Origin of the sequence: Pantoea sp. CS_6, from assembly GCF_041954745.1 — a bacterium.
GTDB lineage: Bacteria > Pseudomonadota > Gammaproteobacteria > Enterobacterales > Enterobacteriaceae > Pantoea > Pantoea stewartii.
In genome coordinates, this window is the sequence record NZ_JAVAYG010000005.1 from 318,445 (window position 1) to 339,785 (window position 21,341).

General features: G+C 48.0%; 14 protein-coding genes. 10 read left to right on the forward strand and 4 right to left on the reverse strand.

The annotated features are described in order from the left end of the window. Window positions 1–76 precede the first annotated feature (76 nt). Window positions 77–1,036: a zinc-binding dehydrogenase gene (locus RAC90_RS10285; protein ID WP_375124312.1), complete on the forward strand. Its 960-nt coding sequence runs from the start codon at window positions 77–79 to the stop codon at window positions 1,034–1,036. 235 nt (window positions 1,037–1,271) lie between these two features. Here the strand turns inward: RAC90_RS10285 and RAC90_RS10290 are convergent, their stop codons facing one another. The 4 genes from RAC90_RS10290 to RAC90_RS10305 form a co-directional block, all read right to left on the reverse strand. Further along, window positions 1,272–1,778: an ATP-binding protein gene (locus tag RAC90_RS10290; RefSeq protein WP_058702796.1), complete on the reverse strand. Its 507-nt coding sequence runs from the start codon at window positions 1,776–1,778 to the stop codon at window positions 1,272–1,274. Window positions 1,779–2,144: 366 nt separating this feature from the next. Then, the gene (locus RAC90_RS10295) at window positions 2,145–2,945 is read right to left on the reverse strand and encodes a class I SAM-dependent methyltransferase (protein WP_375124319.1); all 801 of its coding nucleotides are present in this window, start codon (window positions 2,943–2,945) and stop codon (window positions 2,145–2,147) included. Window positions 2,946–3,404: 459 nt separating this feature from the next. After that, window positions 3,405–5,057 carry a methyl-accepting chemotaxis protein gene (locus tag RAC90_RS10300; RefSeq protein ID WP_375124313.1) on the reverse strand — a complete coding sequence of 551 codons (1,653 nt, stop codon included), beginning with the start codon at window positions 5,055–5,057 and terminating at the stop codon, window positions 3,405–3,407. A gap of 387 nt (window positions 5,058–5,444) precedes the next feature. After that, window positions 5,445–6,248, reverse strand: a complete 804-nt coding sequence (locus tag RAC90_RS10305; protein WP_028722796.1) for an IclR family transcriptional regulator — start codon at window positions 6,246–6,248, stop codon at window positions 5,445–5,447. A gap of 69 nt (window positions 6,249–6,317) precedes the next feature. Here RAC90_RS10305 and RAC90_RS10310 point away from each other — a divergent pair, with 69 nt between their 5' ends. The 9 genes from RAC90_RS10310 to dptH all read left to right on the forward strand — a co-directional run bounded on the left by RAC90_RS10310 (window position 6,318) and on the right by dptH (window position 21,330). Next, a complete protein-coding gene (locus RAC90_RS10310; protein WP_064366685.1) occupies window positions 6,318–7,772 on the forward strand; it encodes an NAD-dependent succinate-semialdehyde dehydrogenase in 1,455 nt (484 codons plus the stop codon). A 28-nt stretch (window positions 7,773–7,800) separates the two neighbouring features. After that, complete coding sequence (locus tag RAC90_RS10315) at window positions 7,801–8,961, forward strand: iron-containing alcohol dehydrogenase (RefSeq protein WP_210456324.1); 1,161 nt, start codon at window positions 7,801–7,803, stop codon at window positions 8,959–8,961. A 61-nt stretch (window positions 8,962–9,022) separates the two neighbouring features. After that, window positions 9,023–9,814: an N-acyl homoserine lactonase AttM gene (attM, locus tag RAC90_RS10320; protein ID WP_028722793.1), complete on the forward strand. Its 792-nt coding sequence runs from the start codon at window positions 9,023–9,025 to the stop codon at window positions 9,812–9,814. 885 nt (window positions 9,815–10,699) lie between these two features. Next, on the forward strand, window positions 10,700–11,143 hold the full coding sequence (locus RAC90_RS10325) for an STM2901 family protein (RefSeq protein ID WP_058702795.1): 444 nt from the start codon (window positions 10,700–10,702) through the stop codon (window positions 11,141–11,143). Continuing rightward, window positions 11,137–11,487 carry a DUF1493 family protein gene (locus tag RAC90_RS10330; protein WP_028722304.1) on the forward strand — a complete coding sequence of 117 codons (351 nt, stop codon included), beginning with the start codon at window positions 11,137–11,139 and terminating at the stop codon, window positions 11,485–11,487. The genes RAC90_RS10325 and RAC90_RS10330 overlap by 7 nt, the downstream gene beginning before the upstream one ends. Before the next feature lie 432 nt (window positions 11,488–11,919). After that, window positions 11,920–13,221: an integrase arm-type DNA-binding domain-containing protein gene (locus RAC90_RS10335; RefSeq protein WP_058706442.1), complete on the forward strand. Its 1,302-nt coding sequence runs from the start codon at window positions 11,920–11,922 to the stop codon at window positions 13,219–13,221. Window positions 13,222–13,347: 126 nt separating this feature from the next. Next, window positions 13,348–14,946, forward strand: coding sequence for a DNA phosphorothioation-dependent restriction protein DptF (gene dptF / locus RAC90_RS10340; RefSeq protein ID WP_058675763.1), 1,599 nt, complete (start codon window positions 13,348–13,350; stop codon window positions 14,944–14,946). Then, window positions 14,946–16,301, forward strand: a complete 1,356-nt coding sequence (gene dptG, locus RAC90_RS10345) for a DNA phosphorothioation-dependent restriction protein DptG (protein WP_058706441.1) — start codon at window positions 14,946–14,948, stop codon at window positions 16,299–16,301. The genes dptF and dptG overlap by 1 nt, the downstream gene beginning before the upstream one ends. Beyond that, window positions 16,282–21,330 carry a DNA phosphorothioation-dependent restriction protein DptH gene (gene dptH / locus RAC90_RS10350; protein WP_058706440.1) on the forward strand — a complete coding sequence of 1,683 codons (5,049 nt, stop codon included), beginning with the start codon at window positions 16,282–16,284 and terminating at the stop codon, window positions 21,328–21,330. The genes dptG and dptH overlap by 20 nt, the downstream gene beginning before the upstream one ends. Window positions 21,331–21,341 lie beyond the last annotated feature (11 nt).

Here is a 21,341-nt window from a genome sequence, read left to right on the forward strand (position 1 = left end):
AATCATACGGGTATTTATCTTTTCCCGTCACCGACTAAAAATGTTGTCTTCAGGAAAAACGAATCTGGAGATGACCATGCATGCCCTTGTTTTTAACCATCCTGGCGCTGTCGACAAACTGTATGTTGCTGACATGCCCGATCCGGTGCATTCATCAGATGAGTTGCTTGTAGAGACGGTGGCCGCGGGCCTGAATTTCTCAGATGTTTACCGTCGGCAGGGACGTTATCCTCTGTCGGGCAGTTCACCCTATATCGCAGGCTATGAAGGTGCGGGCCGTGTCATCGCGGCAGGACGGGATGTCAGTGGGTGGAAAGCAGGTGACCGCGTGGGCTTCTGTGACGTGCCTCTCGCCCATGCCAGCCACGTCCGCGTGCCGGTTTCACATGCCATCAGACTGCCTGACGGGTTATCAGAAACGGATGCGGCTGCCATTCTTTTGCAGGGGCTCACGGCGGACTATCTGATTAATGACGTCCTTCCCGTAAGGGAAAAGATGTCTGTAGCCGTCCTGGCTTCAGGCGGTGGCGTGGGGCGTTTGCTGGTACAAATGCTCCGGCATCGCAACGTAGAGACCTTTGCGGTGGCATCGACAGAGGAAAAACGCAGGGCAGTTCTGCAGCTTGGGGCTGCCACCGCCTCAGATTACACCCGCTGGCCGGAAAAAGTAAAAAGCTGGCAGGCTGGAGGATGCGACATTGTCTTTGATTCGGTCGGTACAACGCTTCTTCAGAGCCTGGAGGCGCTGAAGGACGGGGGCAGAGTCGTTATGTTTGGCATGTCGGGCGGTCCGTTTCCCGACCTTTCACCTGCCGGTCTTTTGCTGAGTTCTAAAGGCATTCTGGGCGCCGACCTGTGGACATATCTTACGTGCCAGAATGAACGTCAGCGCCGCGCAAACAGACTCTTTTCCCTGCTTGAAGAAGGCGTCCTTCTTCCGCCTCCGGTAACGTCATTTTCCTTTTCCGCTGGCGCAGATGCGCACTGCCTTCTCGAAGACCGACATTTCAGCGGGAAGATAATTCTTACGCCCTGACAGGTTCACCGCGTTATCCGCGGTCTCCTGAATTGGGGGGAGATGACTGTTTACTTAATTAAACGTTACTTTAACAGCGGGCAGGGCGGAGTTCCGCTTTTCGTTTATGGCGGACCTTAAGGCGTACTAAGGTCCGCTTTGTGCCAGAAGCGGACGTTTAACACACCTTAGAATCATGTTTAGCTGTAAAAATTAATAAACCGCATGATGATGGCCCACGTGCAGTAAGGCAGATTCAGGTGTATTCAATAATATCAAAGCCTTCATCGGTTGTTGGTTCTGAGAAATAACGCGTTATGATCTCAAATTGTTGGTCTGAGGCCGAAAACTCATGTTCTCCTTCCGCGTTACGGGCGCGTAAGCGGGATTTACATACTTCATCAGAAACTTTCAGATAGTGCAGCTGATGACTGGCTCCTGACGCTTTAATAATGCTCATCATCCATTCACGATTTGTTTGTGTGTTTGCCGGAAAATCAAGAACTACTGATAAACCAGCTTTTAGTAATGACACCAGATGAGGCTTCATGGCATTTCTTAGTCTTAATGAATACTGCACATAATCAGATATGGATTGCATTTCATTGGCAAAGAGAGTAGCCAGCCAGTGATCCTCGCTGACAATTACAGTCCTAGGTGATGATCCTAATTTTGCTGACAATGTGGATTTTCCTGATGCAATTTTTCCACATAACAAGTGCAAGACCGGTTTTTCAGGCGTTGTTACTGCAGTTGTATCCATTGTTTACCTCACTGGATTGTTACCGGTAAGGCCCGCCTTACCGGCGGGAAAATGGCGAACGTTATCCCACCTGAATTCGACAGGTGATAATAATGATTGATTTGAATAGCACAAAGTTTGTTTTCATCGACATTCAAGTTAACAGTGTCTGGATGAAAAACCAGCACTTTTTTCACATATACGCTTAATGTCCGCTGTTCGCTCACAGCGGACCTTAGTCTGTCATAAGTCAGATTTGTGCCACAAGCGGACATTGTCAGTACTGAAAGGGGCAAATGTTACAAGACTATGCTTTGGTTTTTCCTTCCTGAATGAAATTTCATGATCTATCAGTGGCTCTGCTGCCTGAGCAGAGCCATATCTGGGCTAGACCGGTTTAACTGAGCATGTTGCTATGAAGGTTGGCATGTACTTATCAATAAGAAAACGTGGCGCTGGCTGAAAAGCCTCATCGAAACCTGTCAGCATCAAACCAGCTTCCAGTTGCCCGTTTATTTGTTCCGCTAAAGAATGACCAAAAACAAAAGCCTCATTTCTGGCTAACTTCTTATCAATTTCTTCTGCCTCCAAATCCGTTATATCGGCATACGGCAAAGTGAAAACCGGCTTCATCAAACCTCTCCGGGCCAGCTCGGGTGAACGGTCAAAAACAAAGACAACAGGATTATAAAAACTACTGAGTAGCTTCCCTCCTTTACGGAGGACGCGGAAACATTCGGCCCATACTTTGCCTATATCTGGTATATACAGATTAGATATGGGATGAAAGATGAGGTCGAATGACTCATCCTCAAAGGCTGATAAATCCCGCATATCCCCTATTACTGTCTTTAATACCAGATTGTCCCTCTTCGCAACCATTTCGTCCAGGGACAGCTGTTCCTTTGATGCGTCAAGAACAACCACCTCAGCACCTGCAGCTGCCAACACAGGGGCCTGCTGCCCACCGGAGGCGGCCAGACACAGAACACGCATACCGTTCACATCGTCAAGCCATCCAGAAGGGAGTTCAGAAGGTATTAGTTGTACACGCCACTGGCCTTTGCGGGCGGCCTCGATGGTTTCCGTTGTCACGGGACGCGACCAGTCACAATTTTCGCGTGCCATACGATCCCAGACAGCCTGATTGTGATGGTAAACATTATTGAAGGAAAAATTACTCGTCATCATTATCTCTCCCGGGCAGGTAAAGACAATGCCAGACAGTAAAGCGCAGAGAGTTTTTATGGAGGCTGCTATCCACGTTGCGGTTAGCATACAAAATTACATAAACAACAATGTGCATTACCCCTGGCAAACCAGTAAAAGGTCAGGACACATTAGTTGTTCATTTCAGAAAAACCTCACAATGCAGGCCGGTTCAGTGAGCTTGGACTTTGAATATAATTCGTTAAACATGTTCATACAAGTCCGATTTCAGAAGTGCAGTTAATCTACTCCCGGCAAACGAATACACGGCTATGGAAGCAAAATCTCCAGGTCTAATGACACTACAGACGTCCCCTTTTCGCTCGAAGCGGACACTTTCTGAAGAAGACCAGAAACTTGTTTCATAAACCAACACTGACGAGGCTTACTGCAGGATTTTTACGTCGTACCGCGCCAGTCAGCAGCGCGGTACTCCGATCAGAAATGCGTCCAGCCTTCTTCCTTGTTGGTTATGCCGGTGTCTGTTGCCGGCGTACTGAATTTCTGCCTTACGGGTTCAGAGACCACATCAACAGAAGACGTAATGGCCTGATTACCCAGACTAAATACGGATACGGCCTGGAGAAGCCGTTTGGCCTGATTTTGAAGGCTCGCAGCCGCTGAGGCAGACTCCTCGACCAGCGAGGCATTCTGTTGCGTGGTGCTGTCCATCTCCGTTACCGCAATGCCTACCTGTTCAATACCACGGGCCTGTTCGGCACTAGAGGAGGTGATTTCCTCCACGGTGTCAGTCAGCTTTCCGACCGCAGAGAGGATGCCTGACATTGTTTCAGAAGCGTGTACCACCAGTTTGTTACCTTCTTCGACGCTGTGCGCATTTGCCTCAATAAGCTGACGTATTTCACCGGCAGCTGTTGCGCTGCGCTGTGCCAGAGACCTGACCTCACTGGCCACCACGGCAAATCCCCGGCCGTGTTCACCTGCCCGCGCAGCCTCAACCGCGGCGTTGAGCGCAAGGATATTCGTCTGGAATGCGATTCCGTCAATCACGGCGGTAATATCAGCTATACGGCCGGAGCTTTCGCTGATGGTCTTCATGGTCCCGGTAATGGCTCCGGTGGCATCGCTGCCTTTATTCGCCACATCGCGAACCCCCACTGCCAGTTGTCCCGCCTGCCGTGCGTTTTCCGCATTGTTCCTGACGGTCATACCCAGCTGCGTCATGGTTGCCGCTGTCTGCTCCAGTGCACTGGCCTGCTCTTCAGTTCGCTGTGAGAGGTCAGCGTTCCCCTGCGCAATCTGGTTGCTGGCCGATGCAACACTCTCCGCATTGCTTCTTACCTGGCTGACGGTATTAATCAGGGAATCCTGCATGTTACGAATGGCTGACAGCAGAATCCCTGTCTCATCTTTATGACCAGCATGCACCGCGCCACTCAGGTCACCCAGGGCCACGCGGCGTGCAGCCTGAACAGCCTCCGTAAGCGGCCGCGTGATACTCCGGGTAATGAACAGTGCGGATATGGCGGCGAGCAGTACTGCAACAATACCTGCGGTAATGAGTATCATCAGTGCTGACGAACGGTCTGCGCGCGCCTGTGCAGCAGCGGTAATCATCCGCGCTTCCTGATGGTCCTGCAGTTGTTTCAGGGAAGCCATGAATTCCCCCTGGCTCTGATAGCGCGGACCAAAAAGAAGCTGCGTGGCTTCGTCGTTCTTGCCGTTTTTCGCGAGGGCCACAACTTCATCAAGGAAAGGTAAAAAGAGGTCTGCCCGGTCCGTGAGATGCTTAAAGATTTCCAGCCCTGTGGGTGAGCTCACCTGTTTCCGGAGCAGCTCGAGCAGGCTGTCAAGCTCATGCCTTTCGCTGCGGTAGTCACTGATGGCTTTCTCTCTCTGAGACTCGTCTTTGAGGAGAATTGCATTGCGGGCGAGGCGGCTCATGTCTGATGTGAGATAGCGCAGAGACTGGGAGGCGGAAGATTTGCTGTAAAGGCTGCCTGAAATTTCATCGTTCGCACTGCCGAGCGAGTTAATTTTAAGGACGCCAATCAGCACCATGATAATCACAAGCAATGCCATAAAGCCGAAGGCCGCACTGAGTCTTATACCTATTTTTATATTATTCATAAAGGTTCCCTGATGTAGGGTATCAGCACTGATGTATTGAGGCGTCAGTGCTGATACAGAAGCTCTCCTGCGCTGCAGAAGGACGATGTAGCACATTTCCGCTTTTTTTTATGACGGAATTATTACTATCGGCAGCGATTAAAGAATGTTCATTCTGACTGTACCAGACCTGAAAACCGAAGAGAGCGCATGGCTGTTTCTGAGCCAGCGTTAAACCGGGCTGAGCAGCGAAAGGAAAGGCGGTAAGAACTGCTTTTCAATCTCAAAGGCAGGAAGAAGACTGGAATGCCCGCATTTCAGTTTTTGCAGATTTTTCCTGATGAACATGTCCGCTTTGTGCCAGGAACGGACATTGCTGACATTCGGGTTAAGTGTGCGCCCTGATAATCAGACTGACGCGTAACCGCAACGTGCAGAGAGCACTGTAGCAGCATGGCAAATCTTCTGGCCCAGACTTTCCAGCAAGCCATCTTCCGCCTCGTTGCTCAGGAAGCTTGTGGCGATACCCGCAATAGCACGTCCTGAATGATCGTATATGGCTGCGCCAACGCAGGTCATGGCGGCATGAACCTGGCCGTTATCGATTGAAAAACCACGTTTGCGGATAACAGCCAGTTCCTCCTTCAGCGCTTCGAGACTGTCCACGCTGTTCACTGTCATGGGTACAGGGAAGTGCGCGGTAAAAAGTGCATCGAGCTCATCATCAGAAAGCCGTGAAAGCATCATTTTACCTGTCGCGGTGAAAGGCGCGGGCAGACGCATGCCGATGCGAAAGGTATGACCGAGTGCTTTCTCTGCATCGCGGCAGCCGACATAAACCACTTCGTAGAGGTCCAGCACCGTAAGGGTGATGGTGTAACCCGCCAGCAGAGTGTCCGCAGCAAAATAATCGCGAAACAACGAAATGATATCCATCTGTGAAAGAAACCCTTCCGCCCAGCGCATCAGATGAGGGCCGAGGCGGTAAGTGCCTTCTGCTGTCTTTACCAGCAAACCCAAACCTGTCAGGGCATGCAGTTGCCCGTGGACGGTGCTTTTGGGCAGAGACAATGTGCGCGTGATGTCGGTGGCCGACATCACGCCACCTGACGCAGCGACCAAATCAAGGATATTAACCGCACGACGCAAAGCAGGAACTGTGTCAATTTTTTTGTGTGGTTGATCGCTTTTTGTTAAAGAATCCCCTGACATAATTCCTCGTAGTAAGTTCAGTATCAAGATATCAGTTCAATATATTGAACCAGATAAAGGGGAGTGTAAATGATTCAACTGAAAAATCCAGACCTGCTTCAGACACGTTGTCTGATCAATGGCGAATGGGTTCAGGCTCAGGATCGTGGCGTAATTGAAGTCAACAATCCGGCTACGGGTGACATTATTGCTTCCGTGCCCGCAATGTCGGCGCTGGATACCACCAACGCTATTAAGTCTGCACAGACGGCATTCATCGGCTGGCGTCAACTTGCGGCCAAAGAACGCACTGCACTTTTGCGCCGCTGGTTTGATCTCATCGTTTCCCATGTAGACGATCTTGCGTTGCTGATGACGGCTGAACAGGGCAAACCGCTGGCGGAAGCCCGTGGCGAAGCGCTGTATGCCGCCTCCTTTGTTGAGTGGTTTGCCGAAGAAGCCAAACGTGTTTACGGCGAAACCATTCCTGCTCCAGCAACCAACAAACGCATTGTGGTGATCAAGCAGCCTGTCGGCGTATGTGCAGCGATTACACCCTGGAATTTCCCTGCCGCGATGATCACCCGTAAAGCCGCACCGGCGCTGGCTGCTGGCTGCACCATGATTGTCAAACCGGCAGAACAGACGCCGCTCACCGCGCTGGCACTTGGCTGGCTGGCGATGCAGGCGGGCATTCCGCCAGGGGTCTTTCAGGTGATTACCGGCGATGCGCACGAGATTGGCGGTGTACTTACCGGCAGTCATGTTGTTAGTAAGCTCTCCTTTACCGGTTCAACAGAAGTCGGACGTATTTTGATGGCGCAGTCGGCTCCGACCATTAAAAAACTTTCGCTCGAACTGGGCGGTAATGCCCCGTTTATCGTTTTTGATGACGCCGATATCAATGCCGCCGTTGAGGGGGCTCTGGCCTCAAAATACCGCAACGCCGGACAGACCTGTGTCTGTTCCAATCGTATCTACGTTCAGTCTGGAATCTATGAGGCGTTTACCAGCCGATTTGCAGAACGGGTGGCGGCCCTGAAAGTGGGCGACGGACAACAGCCTGATGTGACGATCGGCCCGCTTATCGATGACACTGCGGTGAGTAAGGTGGAGGAGCATATCGCCGATGCGCTGAAAAAAGGGGCAACGCTGCTTACGGGCGGAAAACGACACGCGCTGGGCGGTACGTTTTTTGAACCCACGATACTGACTGGTGCCACTCAGCAGATGAAAGTCGCCCGTGAAGAGACTTTTGGCCCGGTGGCACCGCTTTTTCGCTTCACCACGGAAGATGAGGTGATTGCGATGGCGAACGATACAGAATTTGGCCTGGCAGCCTATTTTTACACCGAAAATGTGCGCCGTACCTGGCGAGTTACTGAAGCGCTGGAATACGGCATGGTAGGTCATAACACGGGACTGATTTCTAACGAAGTCGCGCCTTTTGGCGGCGTTAAACAATCCGGTCTTGGCCGGGAAGGATCGCATCACGGCATTGATGAGTATCTGGAAATTAAATATCTGTGCTCAGAGATTGCCTGATAACCACACGTGACTGACAGGAGGCGATATGACGATCAATACATTTGAGTTTCGTACGGTGTCTTCCATTGAAATGAAATGGGGAGGAGCACAGCAACTGGGCACCAATCTGACGGCACGGTTCACTCAGCGTAACGCATTGCTGATTACCGATGCTGGATTAATCAAAGCGGGACTGATTGCACCCATCACAAAAAATCTTGAAGAGGCGGGCTTTAGCGTCACCGTTTTTGATGAGGTTGTGGCCGATCCGCCTGAAGCCGTCGTGTACCGTTGTGTCGAGGTCGTTAAACAGGTCGGGGCCGATATTATTATCGGGCTGGGAGGGGGATCTTCGCTTGATATTGCTAAAGTCACCGCGGTGCTGGCGCACAGCGATCAGCCGCTGGCGGAGATGTACGGCATCGGCAAGGTCACCGGGTCGCGTCTGCCAATGGTGCTGATACCAACCACAGCCGGGACCGGCTCTGAAGTCACCAATATTGCCATTATCACTACTGGCGAAACCACCAAGATGGGCGTTGTTTCACCTCAGCTTTACGCAGATTTTGTGCTGCTTGATGCGGGACTGACGCTAGGACTGCCACAAATTCACACCGCCGCAACCGGTATTGATGCAATGGTTCACGCCATTGAAGCCTACACCAGTAAGCACAAGAAAAACCCGCTTTCTGATGCGCTGGCCCGTGAGGCATTACGCCTGCTGGGCGCGAATCTGATTCACGCCTGTCAGGATGGGAGCCATCGCGCCGCACGAGAAGGGATGTTACTGGGTGCTACACTGGCCGGGCAGGCGTTTTCCAACTCGCCGGTTGCTGCCGTCCATGCTCTGGCCTATCCGTTGGGTGGGCATTATCACATCGCGCATGGTCTTTCTAACGCGCTGATGCTCGGCCCGGTGCTTCGTTTTAATGCCACTGCGGCCGCGCCGCTGTATGCCGAACTGGCCGACGTGCTCAACGTACCCGGTAGCGGTGATGCAGCAACTCGCTCAACCGCATTTGTCGACTTTATGCTGCATCTGATGGAGCAAAGTGGCGCGCCTCGCCGGTTACGGGATGTCGGGGTAACGGAAGCGAGTCTACCACGTCTGGCTGCGGATGCCATGCTGCAGACGCGTTTACTGACCAACAATCCTGTCGAGGTTCATGAGCACGACGCGCTAAATCTGTATCGCGAAGCATTCTGATTTCAATAATTAAAAATAACGCATCACTTTAACCACGCTAACGACCAGAGGAATATTCAGTATGAAAGATATCCGTCTCTACATGCTCCAGTCCGGTACGCTGAAGTGTAAGGTGCATAACATTAAGATGAATCAGGGCGCGGGAGCAGACTATGAAATCCCGGTTCCCTTTTTCCTGATCACCCATCCTGACGGACATACCATTATTGATGGTGGCAATGCCGTTGAAGTGGCAACCGATCCCAGAGCCTACTGGGGAGGCATCTGTGATGTTTACTGGCCGGTACTCGGTAAAGATCAGGGCTGTGTCGATCAGGTCAAAGCACTGGGCATTGACCCGGCCGATGTTAAATACGTGGTGCAGTCTCACCTGCATCTTGACCACACTGGTGCGATTGGTCGCTTCCCAAATGCACGCCATATTGTCCAGCGCATCGAATATGAATATGCCTTTACCCCGGACTGGTTCGCGGCCGGCGGCTACATCCGCAAAGATTACGATCGCCCCGGATTGGAGTGGCAGTTTTTGAACGGCACCGACGATGACTTTTATGACATCTATGGTGACGGCACGCTGACAACGGTATTTTCACCAGGTCACTCGCCCGGCCATCAGTCTTTTCTGGTGCGGTTACCCAACAGCCAGCCGCTGTTACTGACTATCGATGCGGCCTATACCCGCGATCACTGGGAACAAAAAGCGCTGCCGGGTTTTCTGGCCTCAGCGGTGGATTCCGTGCGTTCCGTGCAGAAACTGCGTGCCGTGGCCGAACGTGCCGGTGCGCTGGTGGTGACCGGTCACGATCCTGACGCCTGGTCTGAATTCAAAAAAGCCCCTGAATACTATTCCTGAATAATGCCGTCCGGTTGGGACAGTAACCACGTGGGTTAAGCCACTCTCAAAAATCGAGGCGGGTTTATACTGCTTCGATTTTTATTCTATGGCCCTGATGACAAGGTTGCCGGGGGGGTGAGTCACCTCACAGCGCTGATAACTGAGAGTAATGCGTCGTTCCTTTGGAAAAAGCCTGCGGATTAAAGATCACATAGAAATTCAGGATGGGTACGGCAAGAGCAACGAGTAGTTGCTGGTGAATTGGTAACAGTTATGGTCCGGAGACTGAAGTGCCAATGACTCATTTCATCGTATGACCCGTGAAGTTAAGTCCCCCCTTCTTGAGGTTGCTGCTTTATGCGAAGGGCATGAAATGAGCAACTTCAGCTCAATCAATTTTCAACTACCTCAGCAAAATCGCTATCTGCTGCAGAAATTGTAAAGGTCCGCTCCTCGCTCATAGCTGACTGAAACCAACCCCAATACTTCACGACGAGCCCGCATTTTGATGTGAGGATGATAAGAGCTATTTTCTGAAGCGTCGATTATAGTTCGGGATGCAGACCAACTTGGGGCTGACGGACGAAAGCAGCGCCGACTGGCTGCCGAAGTGCGACGATCCGAACGCTGCATGACAACCTGAACCGGCGAAAGCCGGTTTTTTTTATACACATTATACACCCGTGGTGAAGGATATGCGTCACCCTTCACCCATTCATCACCACCTAACCTTATGATATGAATGCATAAAAACAAAAGGTGAACAGTGTGAAGGATTATTCATGAAATCTTTTTTTATGGGGAATCACGACATCATATTGAGTCGTTATTAACCAACGTCGATTCTGGACGAACATCAATTCGACAGATATGGTATTCAGAGAGCCACAAACGAGGTGCGAAATGGATACAGTTGAAGAGCTGGGTGGAACGTATTTTTACAAAGGAATGTTCAGTCTCACCGCTGGAGAGCTTTTTTTCTTCGTGTTTCTGGATGAGGCTCAAAAACAGCTTGGTGTCGAGGATATAGCTACTTTGGCACTTATAATTTTAGGACAACCAACTCAAACGACGCGGGGAAAACCGGCTGGGGCCACTAAGGGGACTTCGATCTTGAGTGCAAACCTCCGCGTATGGTTGAACATAAGAGTGAACCGCTGGCCAACTCTTACAACTGAAAGTATCAAACGACTTAAATTTAGTTACGTTAATAATCTGGGGGCGTTTGCTGGACGCTGGATACCAATACTAGGTATTGGCTTTATATTAAATGACGTGACACAAATCGCATGGAAAGCAACCCATACCTATAACCTGATTGCAAAGAATGGTGACAAGCTATGGTAAAGGACACGATAGAAAGCGCTATTTTTGAGTGGTACGACAATAATTATAATTCTAAACCCCTTTTCTCAAGAGATAAGCCTGAATTAACGCTCGAAACCAGCCTCTCAACAGGTAAGTATCCTTGGGCCAGAGAGACTGGTGATGAAATAATGAATGACTATTTCCAAAGATTTAACGTTGATAGTAGCGAATTTGACTTTCTTGCATATTGGCCTTACGAAAAAGGCTTTCTGCCCAATTTCTTAAGGCCTAAGTCGCAAAGAGTCCCCGATGTTGAACCAAAGCCCCTTACGATTTTTATGCTTGTTGAGTCGGCAAAAGCTGGACGATGGCTTTTTAACTGAACAGTTTAAGTGCACCCAGATCCATCAGAAAGGCATAGAGCGTGGTTAGGTTCCGTCTTTCGGAACCTAACCAATAGGTTTGATAGTTTTCCACACGACCAGTTTTTAACCGTATTGAGAACCCTGCAAGTTGAAATCGCTAAAAAAAATCAGGGGGCACAAATGGGGGCACTTTGGGTTTTTTATTTCAAAATAGATAATAAAAACAAATATTTGAATTATTATTTGAGTCCGGCCTTCGCACCATCGGAACATCAATAGACGTCAACGGACGTCTTTTTTTGTGCCTGAAATCCAGTATTTACCCATCATTACCGCTATATTAACTCTCTCAAGGTCAACCGACTTCAACGTACATCTACCAACAGATGTTGGTATAGATGATGGTATTTCCGGTTCGATAATGCTTGTACCAACAGGGAGGGGATAAGCATGGCTCTAACAGATATCAAAGTCAGAACAGCCAAGTCAACGGATAAGCAATACAAGCTGACTGATGGCAGTGGTATGCATCTTCTTGTCCACCCTAATGGTTCTAAGTACTGGCGTTTGCAGTACCGTTTTGACGGCAAGCAAAAGATGCTGGCACTTGGGGTTTATCCTGAAATCACACTGGCTGATGCCAGAGCTCGTCGTGATGATGCTCGTAAGCTGCTAGCGAATGGCGTCGATCCGGGAGACAAAAAGAAAAATGATAAGGTTGAGCAGAGTAAAGCTCGAACCTTCAAAGAGGTAGCGATCGAGTGGCATGGCACCAATAAAAAGTGGTCTGAAGATCATTCCCATCGTGTGCTAAAAAGTCTGGAAGATAATCTCTTCGCAGCGCTTGGTGAGCGTAACATCGCTGAGTTAAAAACTCGCGATTTATTAGCACCCATTAAAGCCGTAGAGATGTCTGGACGTCTTGAGGTTGCTGCCCGTCTTCAACAGCGCACTACGGCCATCATGCGTTATGCAGTGCAAAGTGGGTTAATTGATTATAACCCGGCACAAGAGATGGCTGGGGCGGTTGCTTCCGGTAATCGACAACATCGTCCGGCGCTGGAATTAAAGCGCATTCCTGAGTTACTACAGAAAATAGACAGCTACACCGGCAGGCCGCTAACCCGCTGGGCAACAGAACTCACCCTGCTTATCTTTATTCGATCCAGTGAGCTGCGTTTTGCTCGCTGGTCAGAAATCGATTTTGAAACGTCAACGTGGACCATCCCGCCTGAGCGAGAGCCTATTCCTGATGTAAAACATTCTCAGCGAGGCTCAAAGATGCGTACACCGCATCTGGTGCCGCTTTCAAAGCAGGCGCTGGCGATCCTAAAGCAGATAAAACAGTTCTGTGGCGAACATGAGCTGATTTTTATTGGCGATCATGATCCGCGTAAGCCAATGAGTGAAAATACCGTAAACAGTGCCCTACGCGTGATGGGTTATGACACTAAAGTTGAGGTTTGCGGGCACGGCTTCCGCACAATGGCCTGTAGTTCGTTAATTGAGTCAGGGCTATGGTCGAAGGATGCGGTGGAAAGGCAGATGAGCCATATGGAACGCAATTCGGTGAGGGCGGCGTATATCCATAAAGCGGAACATCTGGATGAGCGCAAGTTGATGTTGCAGTGGTGGGCTGATTTTCTGGATGCGAACCGGGAGAAAGGGATTACGCCGTTTGACTATGCGAAGATCAACCGGGGAGCAGGTCAAAGGAGGAACATATCAAAAACAGGCAGATACACAATTTAAATTACAGTCTCTTTCATCGATTTTTGTCCATTATGATGACACTCTATATTCGTATTGAAATCACAGTAATATAGTGCATTTTTTAGTAATATTTAACCTATTGATTATTTCAAGGAATAATGACCGTTGAAATTTGCACAAGCTCTCAGCATTCTCTCAAAGTCTTCACCGTATGCGGTCAGTACCGAGAGAGAGCACTATCAAGATCACCTCGTTGGATTCAAGAGATACATATACATCACGACAGATATAGAAGCGGATTTTAAAAAAGCACTCCTATCTGCTAAGTCCAATCAAGTCATCTTCCTATGCGGAAGTAGTGGTGATGGCAAGTCTGAGATCTTGACGCAGTACAGCCAAAAGCACAAAGTGACTCATGACTTCCATTTGGATGCGACTCACAGCTTCAATCCAAGCCAGACAGCCATTCAAGCTCTTGATCAAAGATTCACCCAGTTCAAGCAAAGTCATAAACCACTTGTTGTGGGTATTAACGTTGGTATGCTCGGCAATTATGCAGAAGAAGGTTCCAAAGAGCATAGCGACATCAAAAAGGTGCTCAGAGACTTTCTCTCTCGTAAGCGATCAGCAATTCCAAAGCAGTACGTATTCTTGGATTTTGAAGACTATCCAAAATTCACCTTCAATGCTGAGGGCTGTGCATCAGACTTTGCAGAAAAATTTCTAAAAAGATTGACAGCACAAACGCTTGAGAATCCTTTCTATGCGCTTTATGACAAAGAGCTCAAATCTCTAGGTCATACTCGCCTGACGGCAAACTATGCGCTGCTGAGTCGCCCTTCAGTTCAGGAATCTCTGATCGGCTTATTACTCAAAGCCCGTCTTATCAAAGATCAGTTCCTCACGGCCCGAGCGTTACTGGATTTCATTTTCCAGTTGCTCGCGGCGGATGGCTACTTGTTCGACAACTTGTTTGCAGGCAGTGATAACGAGCTGTTATCCCGTATACAGGGTTTTGACCCAAGTAATCTGCACACGCGCACCGTCGATGAGTTTGTGCTTCAGCATGAGCTGGGCATTGAAGATGAGCGTTTCAATGCGTTTAGATCTAAAATTAACGAGCTTGGTTTTTACGAGGTAACCAAAGCAACGTCTTTTCTTCGCCTTTTCTATTTGCTTCGGGGTGACAAAGAGCTCAGCAATGAGTTTGTAACGCCTATCCAAAACGAGTTCACAAACAATCTGGTAGAAACCTATGCATCTGTCTGGATGCGACATCGTGATTTCGATGGTTCAGGAAAGATGCGCAAACTGCTTGGCAGTTTCTACAAAGAAACGCTGATCGCAGCGCTTCACCGCTATTGTAATCGTCATGCCCCAACACTCGACAAAGACGAGTATTTAGTTTCTGAGCTTAATGGCTACAAAACGGCGGTGTCTCTTGAAGTTAAGGCCGATTTTTCAGCAATACAAAACAGTACACTCGAAAAAATAGGCACCTTCAATGTGTATCTGAAAGTCGATGAACAATCGCTTAAGCCAATGCCAATTAGCGTCAAACTACTTGAGCTTTTGGTCAAGATTGGGCAGGGGTATCGCCCTAACAAGCACGACAAAAATGCTGTTTTGTTACTTGATGAAGCATTGGAACAGATGCTGACAGTAGCTAAGCAAAAAGAGACCTTTTTTATTCTCAAGGGTGATAAGCGCTACAAAATCGTGAAAGAAGAAAGTGACTATTTTGAAGTGAGTGGTATGCACTAATGACGACCGATAATTTCACATTACCGATAAAGGCCGGTTTGCCACAAACGGTAGCTGATAAGTTCCAAAATAAGAATACGTTGAGCAGTTACATTCCCATTCGTACGCAAGGCAATGATTTTGACTGGTCATCAGTCGTGGGCTTAGTCCTGCGTGGATTACTTTGTAAAAAAATAGAAAAGTACAATTACCAAGATTTTACTGCGGATTGCAAAAACAACTTACAAAAAAAATTGGGTGAAGAGGCATTTTGGAGTGTACTTGAAGATATGTATTTCACTAATGAAAATATATTCTCGGTAACCCCTGAGTTTCTGTTGTTTAAGAGCCAGAAGAGTCAAGATAACAAGTACACGCGCGACATGCGAATGGCATCCTTGTTTATTAACTTACTTCAAGGACAGCAAATTGAACGATTTGAATCTAACTTGAACTTCCTCGAAGAGGAGTTTCTTAAAACGCTTTTAGACAAAACAGAGTCAGATCGTGACAAGGACTTCCAAGTGACCGAGTCACCATATTTGCCCTATATAGCAGAGGCGTTTAAACGTGACCTCGAGTTTTTAACTGGTTATCCGAAATACCTGTTGGATGAGTTCGAGCGTTTCTTGGCATTCTATGGCTTTGCTTACACGGCTCAATTAAGCCTATCGTTGTCGGATTGGAAAACAGGTGAAGCCCCAACCGCGAAACCGCTGTATTTCATCATGGATCATGAGCGCGCCAGCAGTGAACGTATCCATATCAAAAAGCACGGTTACAAGCTTTTTAGCGAATCGTCTTTCAAGCTGTTTCCCTTCCTCTCTATGCTGGAAAATCTTCAACCAAACCCAGAAAAATTAAAAAAACCTTTGTGGCAATTGGCAAAGGATATTAAGAGTTCAGAGCGGAGTGATCTAGCTGGGTATATTGAAAATTACGCAAAAATGTTTCGCCACAACAGAAAACTTGAAACAGCAATACCTGAAAAAGCAGAAACCGCAATTGATTGGTTGGAATATGCTTTGAAGCTTGCTGAAGAACAGTTCAGAGACCCTAAAACCGACCGTCCGGGGACTATCAAAAAATATATTAAAGCGGTTGAAGAAAACATGGCTACTGGCTTCGTGCAAGCTCGTGGTCGCTCTGGTCGGGTGTTAGTACTCACTCAAGACCACATTATTTTGCTTACTAACCTGGTGGTGGGTAAGGAAGAAAAGCTTCGCTTCCATGAGCTGATAATTGGCTTACAGCAAAGGGGGATTTTTGTTGATAAGCAGACAGAACAAGAGCTTATTAAGTTCTATGAGCGAATTGGCAACGTTGAACGCATGAGTGATAGTGGAGATGCAGTGTATGTGCGCAAAACAATTTGAATCGTTTCTGGTTGAGCAGTTTTTACTGCACGCGAAAGGAAACATCCGCGCAGGCTATCGCTACCAGTTTAACTCTCCTGACCATGCTAATAGTCAGCGACTTTTCGATGCGCTCTTAGCGCGAAAAGGAGGAGAGAGCGAAGATCGCAATGGTGTAGCGCTGAGCTATTTAGACCTGGAAGACTGCAAAGTGGTGCCAGTGCTTCATAGCGAAGATGCGTGTGAAACGGGCTTTACCGAAAACTACATCTCTAATTTGCGTGACGAAATAGCAAGCCGGGAAGGTCCGTTGAAGGGCTGTGCACTGGTGGTTATTCACAATAGTCGCCTAGATACTCTCATCAACTCGGCGGAAGATCTTGGCCAGTCTGGCCAGGTGTGGAGTCCAGGGAACATCAAATGCGCTCTTAGTGGCTTTATTGAGCAATCTGACAAATCTCGAGACGTTTCGCTTTGCCTTTTGGACGACCAATTTGACGCGATTTTGGAAGATGGTGCGACCATGTTCGGTTTCGAGTCTTTATACAAGGCAGTTGAGGATGGCGAGCTGTGTTTCAGCGAGCTAGGCATGTTTGAGGATCCTTTTGTTGCTGAGTTATCGGGCAATAAAAAACAGATCAAACAGCGCCTAGAAGAAAACCGTACGCTTTACCAAGAGTTGTCGTTTGAAGTAGAGCATTTTGGTCAGCAACTCGAAGAAAGGCTGAAAGGCTTTAGTAGTAGGTTTATCAAAGAACATTTTTCTGACGATGGTTGGAAAGATGTGGAGTTTGAAACTTATCGAGAAGAGATCAAAAGGAATAAGATTCAGAACCTTAAGCATGAAGGTGAAGACGAGACCAATAATGCGCAAGTGATTGGTCGCTACCCAAAAGAAACTAAAGCAGGATTGCGTGACCGTCACTTGATTATTGCACTGGAAGAAGGGCAAAGTGAGTTTGAACTTAAACTGAGCTTTTCTGGCATCAGCGATTTAAGAAAAGAGCAGTTTAAAGTCTCGCCAGCGAATGCACTTGGCAAACAAGAAGTCATCAGCACGCGCCTAACTAGTAAAGGGGCAAACGCTACTCTAGCAGCTAGTTATGCCAATGAGCCTTTGTTTTTCACGCTAGCATTGAAGCGTGACAATACCTCTGAACACCATAACTTCCGTTGCTTGGTTGTCAGAAAAGGCGAGTTTCACCTCGAGGCATTCAAAAACATTTTCGCCGTTGAGCCTTCAAAAAAACGCCTTACCTTGAAAACGGTAGACAACAGCTTGGTTATTAACCCGGCGCTAACTGCAAACCGAAGCCTAGATGATGTCGGTGAAGTGGTTGACCGCGCAGAATTTGGTGTTGTCGATTTTGAATCTTTGGCCAACGAGTCAGAAGAAATCAGCTTTGTGGTGAAATCAGGTGATAATTCCCTGACATTTTATATTGAGGGTGAACAGGTAGAAAGCAGCCTGTCCTTTCCATTGCTGCTTAACCAATCTCGCTTCCACAAATTGTTTGACGATCACGTGTTTGGCGAGCTTTATCCGAGTAAAGACGTTGTCGCGATCGATCATAGTGAATTTCGCGTCATGGAGCCGCGCATTAGCCTACTTCGTTGGGAAGAGTGTTTCGTTCAGCAAAAGCAAGTCTACCTAGCGGAATCCAACAGCATGGCGTTGGAACAGTTAAGGTCTATTGATGACGGTCTTCACTCAGCATATCAAGCACTGTTTGACTATTTAGCGAGCCGACGAACAACTATTTCGTTGGTTTCGTGGGGGCCTATATTTACGGCACTCGTGAAAGCGACCGTGGATGCATTCCTTGATTATTTCAACGCGATCCCAACTGGTGGCATGCTTACCAAAGAGCAAAAGCTTGTGATGCAAATCGGTTTGGTTCGCGAGAATGGTGAAGAATATTACTCGCCATTCCACCCAATGGTGTTGGCTTACTACTTAAATCTTTGTAATGAAATGCAAAAAGATGACAGCTTTGCTGACTTGCCATCTGTCACGTTCAATCGCTTGGGGCCAAGTGGACTGCTTCCGTATGTCTATCATCCCAAGCATGGGTTTGCCTACAACCAGCAAGTAACAGAAAACGGGTTTTGGGTTAAAAGTGTCCCTCACCAGAAAAGTTGTCTGAAGTTCGTTCGCAAGCTGGTTAAAGAAAAGATCAACGAGTTCCAAAAAGCGTTTCTCCACTTGTTTACCGGCTCAGAGAAGAGTGTGTTGGTGAATGCCGTGAATCAAGATCGTGCAGAAGAGTTATTCCTCGGTTTGGTTGACTATGTAAAAGATAACCTCGATAAAGCGGCATCAATTCATGTCAACCTCTACGATGATGAGCTGGTTTTCAATGCATTTGACCAGTTTGCAGAAACGTTCAATTACGAAGAATTAAAGTCTTGGTTGGAATTGGACCGAGAGAAAGTGCGAGAAAATGCCGACACCATTATCGATATTCTGAGAACCCGGCTAACTTACAGCAAGTTTACCAATGCTCAAAGTGAACGCGAAGGGCAAGCCTACTCGCACCTGTCTTTTTTCAGAAACAACGACAACGTGAAGTTAACGACCTTGAGCGTTGACGACATGCCTAGTGGTATTGCGTGTGATGGTCTGCTGACGGGCGACGCTTCTAAAAGTGATGAAGGCTCATACTTCACTGCATTTGGTTTGCAAAACGTTCAATATAGTAACCAACCACACTTGGAAATAGCGAAGTATGTTGGCTCGTTAATAGAACCAGCATTTAAGCCCAGCACACAATACACGGGGGCCAATGCTCCTGCTCTTGCGGTCAGTGAAGACTTTAAATCTCTGCTAGCGCGCTCTTATGACAGCTCGATTTGGACCACCATCATCGACCCGAAAGTGACGCTAGACTTCTTCCACGCCAATCAATGTATCGTGCTTATTCATTATTCTGATCAGTACACCAGCTCAGCCAGCTACGATGCGATAACCGTGACGGCACAGCGTGGTTTGTTCGAAAGGGTGGTTGCACAAAGTGGCGGCAAGCAGATTAACGAGTTCAATGCCTTCAATGGTGATTGGCTTCTGAAGATGTTGACTTGCAACGACACCATTCGCAAAGAGCGAACTGGCATTATCGGCGCCTATAAATTTGCGACGTGTCTGGTGCACCAATCTGATATCACCTGGGTTCCGCTCTCAGTTGGTGAAATGATCCGCGTGTCGGGTAACATCGGCCTGAAAATGACCGACAGTGACTTCTCACGCAATGTGCAGAGATATAAAAAAGGCGCGATTTCAGATGATATACTGCTGGTGGGCTTTAAAGAGGGTAACCTTTATTTGCTTCCTGTCGAAGTGAAAACAGGCTCCACGCCAGACTACAAAAAAGCAGTACAGCAAGCGAATGAGCTTCGCCGCTATCTAACAGAGCTTTTGAGCGACGAGACACTGGCGTCGAAGCTATACCGAGGCTTGTTTATCCGCCAAGTGTTGATGCAAATCGACAAATACCGTCTGTACAACGTATTCAGCAATGACTATTTCGAAGCCCTGCTGGCAGAGAAAGAAGAGTGGCTACGCGGTAACTACGCGATTGCGGAGCTTGAGAACTATCCAGCAGGTCTAGTGGTTAGCCACCTTGAAAGCGGAAGCTGTTTCGAACCTGGCTATAACATGCAGGATGGCGTGTTGAAGGTTGACCTTCCTATGTCTTTGCTGCCTTCACTGGTGCAACACCCGCTTCAAGTATTAATGAACGAAAAGGACATCGCACAGATCTGCCATGTGCCGGCGGAGTATATGTTGGTGGGGCAGACAGCTTTGAAAAAAAGAGAGTCGCTCGTTCCATTAGACGTTGTGGTCGATAAGCCAGAGGATTTAAAACCGAACCTCCAAACAGAGGAGCCGTCAAAGTTAGCTGCAGAGCCAACCCCAGATTATGCGAGTGAATGCCGAGTTGAAATTGGTCAGAATACGCTTACCGGCGAAAAAGTTTTCTGGGAGTACGGGCACAAGGATTTAGCAAACCGTCACCTGATCATTTTTGGTAGCTCAGGGCAGGGTAAGACCTACTGTATACAAGGTTTGTTGATGAGCTTGGCCGATGCTCAAATTCGGTCGCTGGTGATTGATTATACAAACGGATTCTTGCCGAATCACCTTGAGCCGGAGTTTATTGAACGAACAAATCCTAAATCCAATATTCTTTGTAATGAGCCATTTGGTATGTCGCCATTTAGAGCTCAAAAGCAAGATTTTGGCGGGATTTTTCTCGAAGAGAAGCCTCATATGGTGGCTGGAAGGGTAGCATCTGTTTTTAACAAGGTATATTCGACAATTGGCGAGCGCCAGATCGCAGTGCTCAATGAAGTGATTGAATCTGGTGTCCAACGATATGGTAGTGCTTATAGCTTACAGAATATGTTGGATGACCTAAACGAGGAAGAAACTGCAGGACCAGCACTTGCAAGCAAGCTGGCTCCTCTTGTGAAGTCTAACTTGTTTTCATCTGACAGTGATAAAAGTTGGAATGATGTGTTTGAGAGTGAACATCACCGCTCAACAATTATGCAACTTGCGTCGCTTAACCACGATATTTCAATGCTTTGTACTGAGTTTTTACTTTGGGATCTATACTCCTACGCATGTAGTTACGGTAGTAAGGAAAAACCGATTCCTATTGTATTGGATGAAGTGCAGAACCTCGATCATCGCCTGGAGAGCCCATTGGGCAAAATGTTAACGGAAGGACGCAAGTTTGGGGTATCCCTAATTCTGGCGACTCAAACGCTAAGTATGCTGCGTAAAGATGAGCAAGATCGTTTATTCCAGGCGTGTCACAAGCTGATTTTTGCACCAGCAAAAACAGAGACAAAGACGTACGCGAAAATTCTTGAACTGAGCATGCCAGGTACAAAGCAGGCTGAGTGGGAAAAGCAACTAGGAGACCTATCCAAAGGACAGTGTTTATCAGTTGGCTACCATTTGGATAACGGTCAGTTGAAGATGAGTGTTAAGAAAGTGAAGGTTTCCTCCATGTTATCCCGCCTGAACAATTCTAAGGGTTGAGCCTGGTAGGT